Below are 18,350 nucleotides of genomic sequence, written 5' to 3' on the forward strand. Positions count from 1 at the left end.
ATATTTAATAAGTGGCAAAACCTTTATTTAGAATCTAAAATAATGAAAATCGGCTTTACAAATTGGCTTAATAGCTCTCCTGCTTTTCTTAAAAAAGTACCTGCGCCATATCGTTGTATGCTAATCCTGGGCCTGCTCCTCTCCGCTTGCGGGCAGCAATTAACCAGCCGATCGAGTAATAATTCGGCGGCAGCACAGGCAAATGAAAAATATAGCGCTTATTTATTTACTTACTTTACCGGTAACAACAAGAGTGAAGAAGCTATCCGGTTTGCTTTAAGTAACGATGGCTATAATTACCAGGCGCTCAACCATAACAAGCCGGTTATCAGCTCCGCCAAAATCAGTTCTACCGGGGGCGTACGCGACCCGCATATTTTACGCGGCGCCGATGGCAAAACTTTTTACATGGTGGTAACCGATATGGTTTCGGCCAACGGCTGGAACTCGAACCGGGCCATGGTGCTGTTAAAATCAACGGACCTGCTTAACTGGACCTCCAGCGTGGTGAATATTCAAAAGCAATTTCCGGGTCAGGACAACTTGCTCCGGGTATGGGCGCCCCAAACCATTTACGATCCGCAAGCCAAAAAATACATGATTTACTTCTCCATGAAGCACGGGAACGATCCGGATAAAATATATTATGCCTATGCCAACAAAGACTTTACTGCCTTAGAAACTACGCCCAAACAACTCTTTTTCAGCCCGACCAACGGTGCCTGTATTGATGGGGATATTGTGTTGAAAGATGGCAAATACCACTTGTTCTTTAAAACCGAAGGCGAAGGTGCCGGTATAAAAATGGCCGTATCGGATAAGCTAACCGAAGGCTATATCTTACAAGATAAGTATTTGCAGCAGACCAAAGACCCGGTAGAAGGCTCGGGCGTGTTTAAACTAAATAACGGCGAGGGCTATATTTTGATGTACGATGTGTACACCAAAGGCAAGTACCAGTTTACCAAAAGCCAGGACTTGCAGAATTTTTCGGTTATTGACCAGGAAGTGTCCATGAATTTTCATCCCCGGCACGGCACCGTGCTGCCCATTACCGCCCAGGAAGCCGAAGCCTTGGTCAGCCAGTGGGGAACTACCGATGATGTGATGCAATCGGCCCGGGCGAAAGAACTTAAGAAAATAAATATTGCCTTAGACACCGTTGGTAAAAAACTTAGCCTGCCGGTAAAAGCCGGTACCAATATAAATTCTTTTAACCCGGAATTTACCACCTTTCCCGGCATTACCATTACCCCGCAATCGGCTCAGAATTTTACCGCCGGACCGGTAACTTATACCGTAACCATAAAAGGCAAAGCTCCGCAAACTTATACGGCAGTTGCCCGCGAGGCCCACAACCCGGTGCTGGAAGGTTATTATGCCGACCCAGATGTTCTATATGCCGAGAAAACCGGTAAGTTTTATATCTACCCCACCAGCGATGGTTTTACGGGTTGGTCTGGTACCTATTTTAAAACTTTTTCTTCGAATAATTTAGTCGATTGGCAGGATGAAGGCATCATTTTGGATTTGCCAAAAGATGTAAGCTGGGCCAAGCGAAATGCCTGGGCACCCTGCATCACCGAGAAGAAAATTAATGGCCAATACAAATATTTTTACTACTTCACCGCCGCCCAGAAAATTGGCGTGGCCGTGGCCGATAACCCCACCGGCCCTTTTGTGGATTCCGGCAAACCATTGATTGATAAATTTCCCGAAGGTATTAAAAACGGCCAGCAGATTGACCCGGACGTATTCACCGACCCGAAAACCGGCAAGAGCTATTTGTATTGGGGTAACGGCTATATGGCCGGAGCTGAACTGAATAACGACATGGTTTCTTTAAAACCCGGCACTACCAAAATATTAACGCCCGATGCTACTTTCCGGGAAGGAGCCACTGTTTTTTACCGCAATGGCACTTATTACATTATGTGGTCCGAAGACGATACCCGGAGCGAAAATTACCGGGTCCGTTACGGCACGGCCGATTCCCCGCTGGGCAAAATAAAAATACCCGCCAACAACCTGGTCATTGCCAAAAATCCGGAAGCGGGCATTTATGCCACCGGCCATAACGCGGTACTGCAAATTCCGGGTAAAGATGAGTGGTACCTGGTTTACCACCGCTTTAACTACCCCAAAGGAATTAGCATGGGCGGGGCCGCCGGTTACAACCGCGAGGTTTGCATTGATAAACTGGAGTTTAACCCCGATGGCAGTATAAAACAAGTAAAGCCCACCCACGAAGGCATAAAGGCGATCCGCCTGAAGTAATTTATAAAGGATTTTATTTCGAAGAAAATTAACCGATAATACATGTTCCACAACTGCAAATATCGACCATTGCTAAAATTAAATTTCTGGAAAGCATCTTTTAGCCCGAGCAGGGCAGGTAGCAGGCGAACGCAAAGCAGAAACCTATCTTTTAATGCAGTAAAGCGCTTAATATGAGGAGTATTATCTCAAAAGAAATAAAATCGAAGTCCGTAGTTTTATATCCACGTATGCAGTCAAAAACATTTATTTACTTTACACTTTTAATAGGGTTACTCAGTTCCTGCGCGACCTCCTCGATAACGAGAAAACAAAATCTACTTCTACCTAAATCTGAAGAAGAGGTAGCCAAGGTTATAAACCAGGTGAACCAGTATTGGCAGCAGACTAACCCGAACCACGGCTGGGCTTTCTGGGATGTGGCTGCTTACCATACCGGTAATATGGAAGCTTACAAGCTTACCAAAAACGAAGGTTACCGGAAATATTCCGAAGCCTGGGCCGAGAAAAACCAATGGATGGGTGCCAAATCTACGGACAAGAGCGAGTGGAAATATTCTTACGGTGAGAAAGACGATTACGTGTTGTTTGGCGATTGGCAAATTTGCTTTCAGACTTACATAGACCTGTACCAACTGGATAAAGGAAAAGACCCGAAAAAAATTGCCCGCGCCCTGGAGGTAATGGAATATCAGATAAGCACGCCTAAAAATGATTACTGGTGGTGGGCCGACGGCTTGTACATGGTTATGCCGGTAATGACCAAGCTCTACCAAGTAACCGGGAATAAATTATACTTGGAAAAACTGCACGACTACCTGAGCTACGCCGATTCCATCATGTACGACCCGGAGGAACAACTTTATTACCGTGATGCCAAATACGTGTACCCGAAACATAAAAGTGCCAACAGAAAAAAAGATTTCTGGGCCCGCGGCGATGGCTGGGTGTTTGCCGGCTTAGCCAAAATATTGCAGGATGTACCCAAAAACGACCCGCATCGGACAAAATATGAACAACGGTTCCGGGATATGGCCCAAGCCATTGCCAAATCGCAGCAACCCGAAGGCTACTGGACTCGGAGCATTCTGGACCCGGCCCATGCGCCCGGCCCCGAAACCAGCGGCACGGCTTTCTTTACCTATGGCATGCTCTGGGGCATAAACAATGGCCTGCTGGATAAACAAACCTACCTGCCGGTAGCGGCCAAAGGCTATCATTATTTAACCACGGTGGCTTTGCAGCCCAGCGGGAAAGTGGGTTACGTACAGCCTATCGGCGAGCGGGCTATCCCTGGCCAGGTAGTAGATACAAATTCTACAACAGGCTTTGGCGTAGGGGCGTTTCTGCTGGCGGCCTGTGAAATGTACCGTTTGGTGGATTAAGGGTAAAGTTTAGCCGTAAATGGTTAAGCCTCTTTTTTGCCTTTACCTTTCGCCGGTGCAGCAGATTTTTCTCCTGGATAGGCTTAACCCTTCCGCCCTCCGGGCACCTTCCCTAAACTAGGGAAGGAGTTCGGCCGAACCAGAACGTTGCCGATTAGCCATGAAGAGGAGGCTTAATTATTAAATTTCAAATAATGATTGAGCTAAGAAGACAGTAGCGACAGGCAACTGACGGCAGTTTGGACAGCGAGGGCCTTTTGGAAGATGCTCTTCTGGGTTTCCGGTGCGCAGCATTGCGAGGTACGAGCAAAGGAAAGATGAGCAGCCCGAGTGACCAAACGAGGCCCGCCGGCCCAGAGGCTTCTTAGGTGTGTAAAGTGAGTTAGCACCTGAACATTGAAAGATAGAATCTTTCAAAAGATAAACAGATAAAAAAATAGATTTATGCAAAACCATTTAGCAGAGGTGGTATAAATACTCCTCCCATTAACGGCAGCGTAAAGCGATTTTTTAAACCTCGGCTTTTATTATTTTTTCGTTCAGCGATAAGTGCTTATGAAATGGCTGGCGGAACTTCTTAATATAATCCGAAGGGTTCATCCCAAAAAGCTTATTAAACTGCTCCCGGAAATGCTTTCTATCGTTAAAGCCCACCTGAGAAGCAGCCTCATTTACGTTACAATCGGTATCTATTAATAATTTAGCTACGTGGCGTAACCGGATAAACCGGATAAAATCATTAACCGAACGCCCCGAAACAGCCTTTACTTTTTTATAAAGGTTAGAATGGCTCATACCCATAATGCGGGCAAACACCTGAATATTAAAATCTGGATTATCAAGGTTGCTTTCGATGACGGCAATACAGGCGGCCAGGAAATTAGAATATTCTTCGGATATTTTAAGGTTATTGGGCTTTAAGGTTATTTCGTTGTAGAAGTAACGTTGCAGGTTATTCCGGCTTTGCAGAATATTTTGTACCCGCGCTACCAATATTTCCTTTTCGAAAGGTTTGGTAATATAATCATCAGCGCCGCCTTCAATGCCCTGTAATTTTATTTCGGCCGAAGAACTGGCGGTCAGTAATATTACCGGAATATGGCTTAAAGAGGCATTCTTTTTAATTTTGTGGCACAACTCCAAACCACTCAGGCCTTGCATCATTACATCGCTAATGATAATATCGGGGCAATATTTTACTGCCTGTTCGTAGCCGGTTTCGCCATTATCAGCTTCGTGTATGGTATAAGCCGGTTCAAAGATCTGTTTAATATACGCCCGTATTTCATCATTATCTTCAACCAGCAGCATGGTTGTTTTCTCGCTTACCACCTGGGTTAACGCAGAATCGGGTTCCGGATGATTCTCTTGCGTCAGTACAGCCTCTTCCGGTGCTACCTCTACCATTAGTTCCTGCAGAAAGGTAGCAGGTTGACCGGCCGTTTCCAGGATGGTTGTTTCAGTAAGAATATTGGCTTTTTTAGGTAAACAAATGCGGAATTCCGTACCTATATTTTCCTGGCTGGTATAAGTAACCTGGCCCTGATGGTCTTGAACAAATTTCTTTACCAGGTAAAGCCCAATACCAAAACCACTGGTCTCCCCTCCGGCCTGGTTATTTGCCTGGTAGAAATGGTCAAATAATTTATCTCCAACGGTAGCCGGAATGCCGCAGCCACTATCTTTTATGCTGATTTCTACCTCTTCGCCGATGGTGGCTAAGGTTAAAGTTATTTGGCCTTTAGGGGGGGTAAACTTAAAAGCGTTGGAAAGCAGGTTAAATAATACAATTTCGATTCGCTGTCGGTCTGCTTGTATCAGAATGGGCTCTTCGTGCCCGGCCAGTACGTAAGTAATTTCTTTGGCTTTCGCCTGTTGGATAAAACACAAAAAGGTTTCTTCGCATACCTGGGCAATATTTATCCGGGCTATTTTCAGGAAGTTTTCCTGCTGGTCGGCTTTACGGAAAAGCAGGAGCTGATCTACCAGGCTGAGGAGCCGACGAGCATTGCGATAAACAACCGCTAACTCTTGCGTATCGTTCTTAGCAGTGCTCCGGTTCAGCAATTCTTTAAGCGGATTAATAATGAGCGTTAATGGCGTCCGGAACTCATGCGAAACGTTGGTGAAAAAGGATAATTTCCGTTCGTGCAGTTCTTTTTCTTTTTCCGCTTTAATATGGGCTATCTGAATTTGATATTGCAGCCGGGTTTGCTTTTTCTGGTAAATATTATAGGCGTAGAAAAGCCCGCCCACACAGGCGGCATACATACTATAGGCCCACCAGGAGCGGTACCAGGGCGGAAGCACCGTTATATTTATTACCCGTTCTTCTTTATTCCAGACACCTTCGGTATTCGTAGATTTTATTCTTAAAGTATAATTTCCTTCCCGCAGGTGCAAATAATTAGCGGTCCGGAGGTTACCCACCTGGTTCCACGCCTCGTCCCAACCTTCCAGAAAATACGCATAATTTATCTTCCCCGGCGAAGAATATTCTAAAGCACTGTAATCAAAAGAAATATAAGCTTTATCGTAAGGCAGGGTAATAGCGGCCGTATGATAAAGGCTTTTTTCCGGGTCCGAAATTTTATCGGCTGAGGTTACCGGGGCGTTGAACAGGCGTAAGCCGGTAAGGACCAGGTTTGGGAAACGATGATTAACCCGAATGCTGTCCGGATAAAAAATATTAAACCCTTTAATGCCGCCAAATAGGAGTTCGCCGGAATTTAAACGCAGAGATGCATTGTAATTAAACTGGTTACTTTGCAGGCCATCCGTTTCGTAAAAATTTTTAAATTCCTGGCGGCGGGGATTAAATTTAGAAATGCCATTGTAGGTACTTATCCATAAATTTCCCTGCTGGTCTTCCTCAATAGTATGCACCGCATTATTTGTTAAACCTTGGGTTTCAGTGAAAGCTTTAAAACTACCGTTCTGTTTATTAAACTTTAAAAGCCCCATGCCCTGGGTGCCGATCCAGAAATTACCGCGGGTATCTTCGTGAATGGCCCGCACCGGGTATTTCAGGTTAAAAAACCGGTGCTTTTTGTTTTCTTTATCTACCTGTATTAAATGGCCAAAGGTACCGACCCACAAGGTGCCGGACCGATCTTCCTGAATAGAAATAACTTCGCTAATGGCTGGATCATATAGCTGGAACTGCTGCGTAGCCGGATTAAAGCGATAGAGATTACCGCCGGTTAAGGTACCGGCCCATAAGTTCTGCTCCGAGTCTTCGTACAACTTCCAGACATAATTATTCGGGCTGCAGTTATAATGCGTGAAGGTTCCGCTCTCCCGGTTATATTTATTCACGCCGCCGCCGTACGTGGCCACCCAAATATTATTTTCAGCATCCCGGACAATGCTGGTAATATTATTATTGCTTAATGCGGTAGAGTCGGCAGGGTTATGTCGGAAGTTCCGGTAAGTACCGGTATTCCGGTTCCAGATAGATAGCCCTCCCCCATCGGTGCCAATCCAGACCGAACCGTCGTAATCTTCACAGAAAGACAAGGTAAAGTTATCTATAGGGCTGTTTGGATTAAGCGGATCGTGGGCAATGGTTTTAAATTTATCTTTGTCTTTATCTATAATATTGACGCCGCCTCTTTGCGTGCCAATCCACCAGCGGCCGGCTTTGTCTTTTAGTAAAGAGGTAATCGCATAACTGGTCAGGTCTTTTTTACCAACGTTAGTGTAAGGATACATAAATTGGTCTTCTTCCGTATCCAGCACATTAATGCCGCCGCCGTCGGTTGCAATCCAAAGCTTTGTGGCATTTTCGAAGGTAAGATCTACTACCCTTTTTTGGGACAGCAATCCGGCTCCTTCGCCATAAGATTTAAAGGTTCTTTTCCGGGTATCAAATTTATAAAGGCCGTTATCGGTACCAATCCACAGGTTTTGGCTGGCATCAACCGCCATACAATTAGCGTGTTTAATACTTTCATTAACCAGTTCTATGGCATTACGGGTGCTATCGTAAAAGCCAAGCCCTGTATTCTGCAAGATTACCCAGACCCGGCCGTCATGCATACTCCCAAGCGCTTCTACGGTGTAAGGTTTAAACTTACCAGAACTATTATAGGCAACCTGCCTGAAAACTTGACGCGCATCATCGAACACCAGCAAACCTATTTCTGCTGCTCCCGCAAATAATTTCCCTCCAGAATCTTTTTCTAAATCGCGGATATTATTTCTGATAATCTTTTTCTCTCCGGAACCCGCCGGAATAAAGTAAGCAGGCGAGAAATTAAAGGCATAATTATTAAAAAGACTTAGGCCATTGCGGGTACCAATAAAGAGCTTACCCGCCTTATCTTCAATAATTTTACTTATCTGATTATTAATCAGCGAGGTTGTATTATTTATCTGGTTCCGGAATATTTTAAACTCATAGCCATCATAGCGGTTTAGCCCATCATCGGTACCAAGCCACATAAACCCGTATTTATCTTTATAAATGGTATTTACGGTATTGTTAGATAAACCTTTTTCGATACCCAGGTAAACAGCGGGTTGGGAGAAAGCCCTTAAAACCGGAAAGAGAAAAAATAGAAAAGAAAAATAAAACTTCATACAAAAAACTTCTCACCAAAGAAGGCAGCTACCTTCTTCGACTACTAATTGGCCAGTTAGCAGTACCTACCCCAATAATTTCCTCCAGCACCCAAGCTATAAAAATGTAGACAGGCTTATACTTCTGAAAGTTCCGGGACTCTCTGGCGAACCGGAACTATCTTACGTTAGACCTAGGCATACCCTAAATAATGTTTCCCTGGCTATCACGGGGTTTTCTGCCCAGCTAGTTGCAGGTGAAAACACATTGCAACGACAACCAGTGCGTAGGTAAATAAATTTTGCGCAATTTCTTACTAAATATCCAACATTTAATAAACTGTTCTACAAAGCATTTAGTATTTAGGTAAAGTAAGAAGTAAGTAGTGTTTAATAAATCCTAATAGCTCGACAGATCTAGACCACTTGCTTAGCTGAAATGTAATAGTTTAAGAGCGTGGAAAATATGGGAAACTAAGGCGAAGATTTACTGCTGCTGGCAAGGCTTAATTAGCCTTAAAAACTAAGCTATCGGGAAACCCCGGAGGCTTTTTAACCCTAGTATGTGAGGATACCAGGGTTAAAAACCTACAATAATAGATTGGTATAAGCACCTGTGTTGGACAAGCCAAGACGGCGGTTCTGCTGATAAGTAAATGTTTGCAAAAGCATTTAGTGGATATTTACAGAGGTACAAAGCATTTTCATACCTTGGTCGTGTCGCTATCCGCCGGATTAACATTTAGTTGCTGCATCATTAAATTAACCGATTCGGCAGAAAGGGGCTTTGGTATAAAACCGGAAACCAGGCTATAGGTCTGCGACTTTTTTTCATCTGCCGGATCAACAGAAGAGGTAAGAATAAATATTTGTACTTTATCTTTTAACTTTTCTTCTAAAGGGGTTAAGGCTTCTAAAAACTCCCAGCCATCCATTAAGGGCATATTCAGGTCCAGCAGTATCAGGCTGGGCAAATCATTTTGTTCTAACCCCGCTTGTATTGCTACCAAAGCTTCTTTGGCTTCATAAAAAGTTATCACTTCATCTACAGCTTTTTGCATTTTCAGCATAAACCTTGACAAATAACAACTCATTTCATCATCGTCAATTAGATATGCTCTGGGAATCATCTGCTCTAAAAGTAATGGTAAATATTGTTCCTTCATCCACCTGGCTTTCTACCACAATGGTACCGTTCAACGCTTCTACCTGGTATTTTACTAAAAATAACCCCATCCCTTTACCTTCCACTTTGGTATTAAATCGTTTATATAATTTAAATAATTGTCCTTTTACCTTATCTAAATCCATACCAGAACCATTATCACTTATCCGGAGAACTATCTCTCCGTTCCGGGTTTTAATAACCTTAATAAGCAGGTGCAACTGCCGACTTATAGCCCGGTAACTGATGGCATTACTAATTAAATTATAAATAATGCTGTATAGGTAACCTTTATTCGCATACAGCATACAATTCTCGTCCAGCTCTTCCACTACAAGAGCGCCACATTCGGTTAGTGCCTCCTGCAGGCTCTCGCGTGCCTGCAGGTATACTCCTGCCACCGAAACTAACTGCTTTTCCGCTGGTTTATCTCTGTCGCGGAAGGTTAAAATGGTATTAATGTCTTTAATTACCTCGTCCAGCCGCGTTACAGAAGTCCGGAGTTTATCCACTAGCTCATCGTAAACCGGCTCGTTTTTATCTACTTTGGTTAAAAGATCGGTGTAGCCCAGGGCATTGGCTACTGGTGCCCGCAAGTTATGCGAAATAATATAGGTAAACTGCTGAAAATCCTGGTTTTTAATAAATAAATCCCGGGCCTGGCGCTGCAAGGACAATTCTGCTTCTTTTAATTCCGATACATCCGATAAGATTAAGAAATACCCTTTTATTTTTCCGGACTCATCTACTGCCGGCGTAATATCTACGTGCAGCCAGATTTGCTGCTCATTCTTTTTCGTAAAAGAGATATCTTCCGAAAAGGCAATGCCACTTTGCATCTTCTGACCTATTTCAAAAATAGTAGCAAGATTTACATTATTCTCCCCTAATATTTCGCTAACCCGTTTGCCTTTGACTTCCGGTAACGAAATATCCAGAACTTTTAAAAAGCTTTCATTCGCCCACTCAATAGCAAAATCGGCCTGCAAGATCAGAACGCCATTAGATACCTTGCTGGCGACGAAAAACAATTTTTCAAAATTTTCCTGTTGGGCGATTTTTTCGGATACGTCTAAAAAATGAACAGCAAATCCTTTCTTGGTCGGGTAGATATCAAAATCGAGCGTAACTTTGGTTAACGGAAAATATTCCTGGAAATGAACAGGCTTACCGGTTTGTTCTACCTCCTTACATTTACGAAAGAATAAAGAAGAAACCAGATTGGGATAGATACGAAATAAAGGTTTATTTAAAACTGCTTCTTTGCGCTGCGTTAAAAATGCGGCGCAAACCTGGTTTATATAAGTAATGTAGTAGTTCTTATCAAGGGTAAGAAACCCTTCGTTTACACTTTCAAAGATGCTGCTTTGGGCTTCTGCCTGGTCTTTTATAAGTTTGTGTGCCCGAATTATCTGGGTAATATCCTGTGATATTTCCTGCACCTTAATAACCTTGCTCTGGTGGATAATCGGAATAATGGTTAAGCTTAACTCAAGTTGGGTCCCGTTTTTGTGCTTAGCTTTTCCGCGTATCCAACTGGGTATACCGGCCCAGGCTTTTTCAAAGGCTTGGGTAGCTGCCACAACCGACTCCGGTAAAATAAAACTCGCAAAATGCCGGTTTATAATTTCTGCTTTGGTATAACCGAAAATCTGGCAGGTACTTTCGTTGGCATCTTCAATAATGCCTTCGCTATTTAGTAAGGAAACTGAGTCCGGGTTGTTGTGAAACAAAGATTCGTAATAAGCCTCTTTTTCTTTTATTTTGGCAGCGGCTTCTACATTTTCCGTAACATCCCTCGACCGGAGAATAAAGCCCTGCACCGCCTGAAGGGTTAGTAGATTTATTAGCTCGCTCGTAAGCCAACGCCATTGCCCGTTACAGGCTCTTACCCGGTAGGTAAAAGTTTCGGTAGTTCCCCGGGAATAAGCAGCAGCAAGCGCCATTTCAAAAAACGCAATATCTTCCTCGTGGATATAAGACCGGATATCCTCCCCTATAACCTCGGCAGATTGCCAGCCCAAAGAAGGCTGCATCTTTTCAGATCGGTATTTGATAATCCCATTCCTATCTAACACAACAATGGTATCGATGTTATATTGAGAAATAGTATCTAAAAAGGCTGGCTGGTTGATAATTGCTGGCATTAAATCTCGGGGGAGATAACTTGTTTTAAACTACAGAAAAGGTTTTTATAAAATTAGTCAGATAGGTGCTGGTTGCCATTGCGGTGTGTTTCCAGCCGCCACCGACTGGTCAGCAGAAGCCGCCCAGTCAGCAATCAGAGCATTCAGCGTATGGACTAATAGTATTTACCACGGAAATATAAATGGCAAGGAATATTTTTTTTATACGTATCTATATATATATTGTTATAGATTAAACCTACTAAAAAGCCTGACTTCTTTGGTGTAGAAGCCAGGCTTAAACAGAGAGGTAAGGTTTTGTTAATTTTTAATAATACGGGTTACAGCTATACCAGATTCCGACCGGGCAGTAACCAGGTAAGTACCGGCCGGTAAAGTTTGCAGGTTTAAAATTAACTCCCCATCGTTGCCGTTCATAACTGCTTTTTCAGTTAATACCAGTTTTCCGGCCAAATCCCGCACTTCCAGGTTATAACTTTTCGCCGCCGCCGATTCGAGTAACAAGGTAATTTTGCCTTTGGTGGGGTTTGGATAAGCCAGTAACTTCGGCTGATAAGTTGTAGCGGCGGTATTTATCCCTACCACTGGGCTGTAGGTAAAGCTACCGGCAAAATCAACTTGCTTCAGGCGGTAGTAAACAGTGCTGCGTGTAACTTCCCGGTCCCGGAAGGCATATTTTTGTTCCTGAATACTGTTACCGGCACCGGCAACCTGTCCTATCTTTTTAAATATTCGGCCATCGGTGCTTTTTTCAATTTCAAAACCGCTGTTATCCTTTTCGGTGGCGGTAGCCCATAATAAACTTACCTGGCCATCTGCGCGCTTTGCGGTAAAATAAAGCAACTCTACCGGCAAAGCAGCATAAGGATTCTTCTCCATAGAAGATTGGGAAGCTGCCGGATAAAAAGACAGGGTTACGGGAATGTTGTTTGTACTGTTATCCAGAGCATCGGTAGCCGTAATGGTAAAGTTAAAATTGTAATCCGGGCCTTTGTAAATACCTAAGGTTCCGCTGTTCGAAACATATATCTCGCCGGTAGAGGTATTTAAACTAACACCGGGAGGCAGTGTACCCGAGGTCAGACTAAAGTTAGTTGTATTCGGTTTAAACCCTTCGGTATCGTATGCAAAGGCCAGTACATCCAGGTTGGCGTAACCATTTACAAAATAAGGAGAATTTACATTGTAAGCGGTTGGACAATTAGCATTAACGGTTAACAAAGCCGAACTGGAAGTGGTGGTACCATTTGCGCAGGTTTGCGTTATTGTCCAGCGGAAAGTGTAAGCGCCGGAAGTTAACCCTGCTACCAATGTATTGGGTTTATTTACATCCAGGAAAACAGGATTAGGAGCATTGGTTGGTTTGCTTTCCAAAGTCCAGGTACCAATTCCGCCGGTGGGTTGGTTTCCGGTTAGGGTAGTTGCGTAACAGGCTGTCTGAGTCGCGCCTACACTGGCAACCGTTAAGGACTGACCAACTGTTACCGCTTGGGTTTGCACCAGGTTAAAAGAACAGGCACCACCCGTAACTCTAACGGTATAAGTATAAGTTCCTGCTGTATTCAGGGCCGGGGTGGTTACGCTCTGTACCAAGCCATTACCCGTCAGGGTGGCGCCTACCTGGGTGGCGGTTCCGCCGTTTAAAGACTGAAATACCTGGTAAGTAAACGTAGTGGCACCGCCATATTCGGTTTCTACACTTATTGTAACCGGATCGCTTAAGCAAACAGAGCTTTTGTTTACCGTTACCCGCTGCTCCGCCGAAGGGCTTTGCGGGCTTACCGTAATTGCATCGGAAGTGGCCGTACAGCCACCGGTATTTTTATGAACGACCACAAAAGAAGCAGCGGCCGTGATGGCACCGGTGTTAAAGCTTAAAGTACCAGATGTATAAGGCTGTTCTGCTCCTACCAAAACACCATCTTTTTTTAACTGGTATGTATCGCCACCAACCAGTCCTAAAGATACAGTAATAGTGGTGCTGGTACCATAACAAACCTGGCTCGCCGCGGCCGAGATTACTGGTTTGGCAGGTACCGGCGAAAAGATTGATACGGTTGCGCTGGCACTTAAAGTTGTTTGGCAAGAAGAAGCAAAATTTTTCCGGGCAATAATACGCAGGGTGCCGCCGGCCGTTAACGGTCCGGAAGAAACCGTAATGGTACTGCCGTTACCTATTGTTACATTTCCGATTGCTACACCGTTTAACGTCATCTGGTAAGCTACATTCGCTTCTGAGTTAGAGATAGTAGCGTTTACAATACCTTCGTTACATACTGATATGGTTGCACTACTAAAAGAGGCTGTAACTGCAACTGGCGGCGTGGCACACTGCACCAACGTACCATTTACCTGGCTGCTTTCGCACAATCCACCACTCGTAACCGTAGCCGACACCAAGCCGCCCAGGTAAAGTTCCAGCGATGACAAACCAGTTACAGACCAGGTACCATTTGCCAGGGCAGTAGTTGTACCCAGTAAAGTCCCATCTATGTAAGCCTTAACGGTAGCGCCGGCCGGCGCAGCGCCGGATATAGTACCATTGGTACCTGCACTTTCGTTTATGGGAGCATTAATGGTTAACCCGGTAGTAGCCGTTTGGGAAGTTACTGTTATAATATTAGAATTTACGCTACTGGCCGTTCCGTCAGCGGCCGTTGCGCGGGCATAATAAGTACCCGGGGTAATGCCATTTACCGTCAATACCCATACCCCGGTAGCACCTACCGTAGTAGTTGGGGTTAACTGGGCACCACCGGTATTATTGTATAATCGGATAGTAGAGCCCATTTCGGTACTGGTACCGGTAAAAGTTAGGGTTGAACCGCCCGTAATGGCACAATAGCTGCCTATAATAGTTGGGGCAACTCTAGCCACTGTAACGTTAACCGAATTAGTACCGCAACTACCTTCCAAACTAACCCTTACATACAGCACCTGCCCAGCTTTAAGCTTAAGATTAGAAAAAGTTAATGAAGTGCCGGATGCAGATCCTTCCCCAATTTCAATACCATTAGCGAACAGCGTATTATAAGTGCCGGCTGTAGTACCAATAGTAATGCTGGTGGTAGCGGAGTTGATAGTAGTGGTAGTAAAGGTAGGTGCAACTAATGTTCCGGTGTTATTGGCCGTACAAGCAGAAGCCGAACGACTGGATACACAAAGCGTATTATTCGCGTAAACGGCTTCTGCATAATATTCACCATCTGTAAAACTGCCATTGCCTAAGCCGGCCTCACTACTGGTAAAACTCCAACTCGTAACTGTGTTGGCATAGGTTACGGTTTTCCCAACCAGAACCGCACCAGCGGTGGTTAAACGGTAAATATTAATAAAGTAGCTGGTGCTAAGGGTAGCGCCGTTAAAACCACCAGTTATACTTTTACTATTAGATGGAATAGAAGTAATAACCGGCATAGGAGGCGGAGCAGAACAAGTCCCTTGCGAAACAATTATTGTGTTCGAAACATTCGATAAACCTTCGGTACCGTTTTTAGCTTTGGCTGTAATATTGCCGTTCGTCGTAAAGGTACCAGCAGCAACGGTAAATGACCAGGTTCCGGCTGCCGTTACGGTAGTGGTACCCAGCACAATATTGTTCTGATAAACCGAAATAATCGTACCGGCTGCTTCCGTGGAAGTACCATTAATGGCCCCGTCAGTTGCGGAGATTGGTCCGCTTACCACGGGCGGTTCAGATTGCGCCGGTTTAAAGCCTCCGGTAAGAATATCGTTCATGCTGGTTGGCGTAAATGAATTAATCACCGCACTCCAAATCTGATTGCGATCCAGGTATGTTAAATCATCGGCCCCGCCAATATCGGCGGCAGTACCGGTAATGCCGCTCTGAGCACTGGTTACCGAAATACCCGAAAGCCTTAAAGGAGTAGCCGCCGTTATAGCCCCTTTAAACCCGGATAAGGGCACAAAGAAATCAATAAAATAATCGGCATTACCATTGGTAACAGACAGCGCAACCGACCGTTGGGAGTTAGTTAAATGCGAAGCGGTGTAAATATTGGCATTACTCTTCAGGTCAATTATTCTAACATCAAAGTTTGTTGCTAATAATACCTCGTACTCAAAACCAGGATTGGTGCCGGTGCTGGCAAAAGTGTTATCCGAATCAATCAACACACTAAAGCCTTTTGAAGCGGAAGAGTTATTACCTACCCGCACCCGAAACATAAAGTTGGTACCATCGAAATAAGCGTACCAGGGATCTTTCATTAAATCGGTAAAGTTGGTAGAACCGCCTGTTTTCAAGTCCGAATGGGGCTCTATTCCAACCTGCGGAAATAAACGATAAGGAATTTCACTATAGTTAATCCCTACATCATTTGTAATGAACCCGCCGGTTGTTTTAGAAACATAGCCATCTAAGTTCGGGTCCATAACTTTATCGCCCCCATTAGAAGCTTTCTGTATAATGAAGCCAGGGATCTGAGCAGATACATTTGCCAGTGATATCAGGCTTAAAATTACGATTAATAAAATTGAAATAAATAGAGCTGGATTAATAACTCCTTTTTTCAAAAACCTCGGAATAGTAAAAATTATTTCCATATGACATCATTAAATCATTTCGAAATAATTCAAAAAATATGGAATCCAAAGCTAGTTTTCGATGAACGTGTCTGTTTACCCGACGAACTTGTAAAACGGGCCATTATTCTTGAAGTATTGCTATATAAAACGGAATACTTCTATCAGAAGAGAACATTTAAAGCCAGAAGGAATACTTTATCATGTACTTAAACAGTTCCCGTAAACATCTTGGCTCTTTTAATTAGAGAAACCAGCTAAATATCAACTACAGATTCACACCTCAAGAGTCATAAATCAAATCCATTAAATTCTTTATTAAATAATTTATTAAATTATTTATAAATTACATAATAAAATAATTTCTTATAAATATAAATTAAGTACTAATTTTTAATAACATTTTAAAATCACAAGTAATATAAAGTGTTAAACAACAATGTAACAATAACGAAAGGCTTCATTCCAGAAGAACTCAAACACAGTGCTTGAAAATAAACTTTGATGTAAAAATATTTTCAGGATATTTAATACTGGAAAAACCGTTGCACTTGGTGTGGAGGTGCCAGCAAGTAGTCCGGCAGAAGTTTTGAATAGGCGGTGATAACACCACCAATATTTTTAGATTCCTGCCGAAACGAAAGTAAGAAACAACTTCTAAGTTAAAAAAGAAAAGTCCGGGCAAATGTCCGGACTTTTCTTTTTTAACTTAATTCTAGTAATAGCCTGTTAATAACCCGGATTCTGCGGATTCAGGTTTGGATTTATTTGTAATTCGTTCCGCGGTATGGGCATCAGGTAATCGCGGTTCGGATCGAAGTTCGGATGCGGCTCCAGAGAATTAGGTCCTTTGAAAACTTGTTCGCCCAGTTTTCGCCGCTTAATATCGTACCAGCGCTTGTATTCAAAGGCCAATTCCAGGCGTCTTTCTTCCAGCACCAGGTTAATAAAATCTGCTTTGCTCATACCGGGTGCCACATTGGCTGGAAAGTTGGTTTGCCGGCCGGCCCAGTTCCTGGCCCGCGCCCGCACCTCATTTACATACCCGATAGCTTCGGCAGTGGCGCCGTTCACCTCGCCGGCGGCCTCCGCCGCTATCAACAGTACCTCAGCGTATCGCATGGCGGCGTAGTTTTGGTCAGAGTAACGGCCTTCGGAGTTTGATCTTCCCGTAAACCTAGCATATTTAGCAATATGCGGCCGTTTAGTATTCGCGAAGACTGTATATGGCTGTAAAACACCACCAATCCTAGCACTATCATCTATACTTACTTCTTTCCGGTAATCCCGGGAATCCCAGGTATTGTAAACCGCCATCGAGGGCACGGCCACACTCCAACCGCTTTTAGGGGCATCTGCCCCCCGTATGCCGGTCATGGGCGGCATAATATCATCATTGGCCCCGCCATCGCCACTTACTAACCCCAGAAAATCGATAGCAAAAATATGCTCCTGCAGATTTCCGGGTTGCGGCGCCCGGAACAAGTCCTGGAAATCAGGCACCAAGCCATAGCCGAACTTGGTTTTATTATCAATTACATACTTGGCTTCGGCATAAGCCTTCGGGTAATCTTGCAAAGTCAGGTGCACCGAGGCCAGGTAAGAGGCTGCTGTTCCTTTAGAAGGCCGGCTTCTCACGCCCTTGGGTTGCTGGTCGGGTAACCATTGTTTCGCAAATTCCAGGTCGGCAATTATCTTCTGGTATATTTCGGCCTGCGGGGTTTTGCTAATATCTTTTACGGTGCCGGGGTCGGTAATAAAATAATCGATGTAAGGAATATCGCCGAAAACCTGCACCAGGTGAAAATAGCTGAAAGCCCGCACAAACCGCGCCTCGGCGATTAAGGGATTTATTTCATTCTCTGTCAATTTTAAAGATTCGCCTCCCGCAATAGCAGCGTTGGAAGCACTGATAACCTGGTACCAAACCGGCCAGAACTGATTTACCATGTTGTTGTTATCATCCATGTTAAAATCGTTCACCTGCTGCCTTTCGGCCGGTGTACCGCGGTCGCCAATATCGGCCATGTCGCCGCGCAGTAACAAGGCCGATACAAACTGCCGGCCGTAAAGCCGTTCGGTAGCAATCCAGCCATAAGCGCCAAAAATGGCGGTTTCTACATCTTTGGGAGACCTAAACATACTTTCGGGAGCCAGAATACCAACCGGCTTTTCTTCCAGATCCACACAACTCAGGAGCAGGCCCGATAGGGTAAGAACCAGAATTTTATTTACTAAATGTTTCATTTTAATTCTTTTTCGGTTAAA

The 18,350-nt window shown here is 44.1% G+C and carries 7 protein-coding genes; 2 read left to right on the forward strand and 5 right to left on the reverse strand.

Annotated features, from left to right (window positions below):
• Positions 1–42 precede the first annotated feature (42 nt).
• On the forward strand, positions 43–2,277 hold the full coding sequence (locus tag AAE02nite_RS10935) for a glycoside hydrolase family 43 protein (RefSeq protein ID WP_246150962.1): 2,235 nt from the start codon (positions 43–45) through the stop codon (positions 2,275–2,277).
• Positions 2,278–2,507: 230 nt separating this feature from the next.
• The gene (locus tag AAE02nite_RS10940; protein WP_218033473.1) at positions 2,508–3,662 is read left to right on the forward strand and encodes a glycoside hydrolase family 88/105 protein; all 1,155 of its coding nucleotides are present in this window, start codon (positions 2,508–2,510) and stop codon (positions 3,660–3,662) included.
• A gap of 510 nt (positions 3,663–4,172) precedes the next feature.
• Here AAE02nite_RS10940 and AAE02nite_RS10945 read toward each other — a convergent pair.
• The 5 genes from AAE02nite_RS10945 to AAE02nite_RS10965 all read right to left on the reverse strand — a co-directional run bounded on the left by AAE02nite_RS10945 (position 4,173) and on the right by AAE02nite_RS10965 (position 18,329).
• Complete coding sequence (locus AAE02nite_RS10945) at positions 4,173–8,246, reverse strand: two-component regulator propeller domain-containing protein (protein WP_146897775.1); 4,074 nt, start codon at positions 8,244–8,246, stop codon at positions 4,173–4,175.
• Between the two features lie 683 nt (positions 8,247–8,929).
• Positions 8,930–9,355 carry a response regulator gene (locus AAE02nite_RS10950; protein ID WP_170252577.1) on the reverse strand — a complete coding sequence of 142 codons (426 nt, stop codon included), beginning with the start codon at positions 9,353–9,355 and terminating at the stop codon, positions 8,930–8,932.
• Positions 9,330–11,537: a PAS domain S-box protein gene (locus AAE02nite_RS10955; RefSeq protein ID WP_146897777.1), complete on the reverse strand. Its 2,208-nt coding sequence runs from the start codon at positions 11,535–11,537 to the stop codon at positions 9,330–9,332. Before AAE02nite_RS10955 ends, AAE02nite_RS10950 begins: the two co-directional genes overlap by 26 nt.
• Positions 11,538–11,837: 300 nt before the next feature.
• The gene (locus tag AAE02nite_RS10960; RefSeq protein ID WP_170252578.1) at positions 11,838–15,932 is read right to left on the reverse strand and encodes a T9SS type A sorting domain-containing protein; all 4,095 of its coding nucleotides are present in this window, start codon (positions 15,930–15,932) and stop codon (positions 11,838–11,840) included.
• A gap of 879 nt (positions 15,933–16,811) precedes the next feature.
• Positions 16,812–18,329: a RagB/SusD family nutrient uptake outer membrane protein gene (locus AAE02nite_RS10965; RefSeq protein ID WP_146897779.1), complete on the reverse strand. Its 1,518-nt coding sequence runs from the start codon at positions 18,327–18,329 to the stop codon at positions 16,812–16,814.
• Positions 18,330–18,350 lie beyond the last annotated feature (21 nt).

Origin of the sequence: Adhaeribacter aerolatus (assembly GCF_007991635.1) — a bacterium.
GTDB classification, from domain to species: domain Bacteria; phylum Bacteroidota; class Bacteroidia; order Cytophagales; family Hymenobacteraceae; genus Adhaeribacter; species Adhaeribacter aerolatus.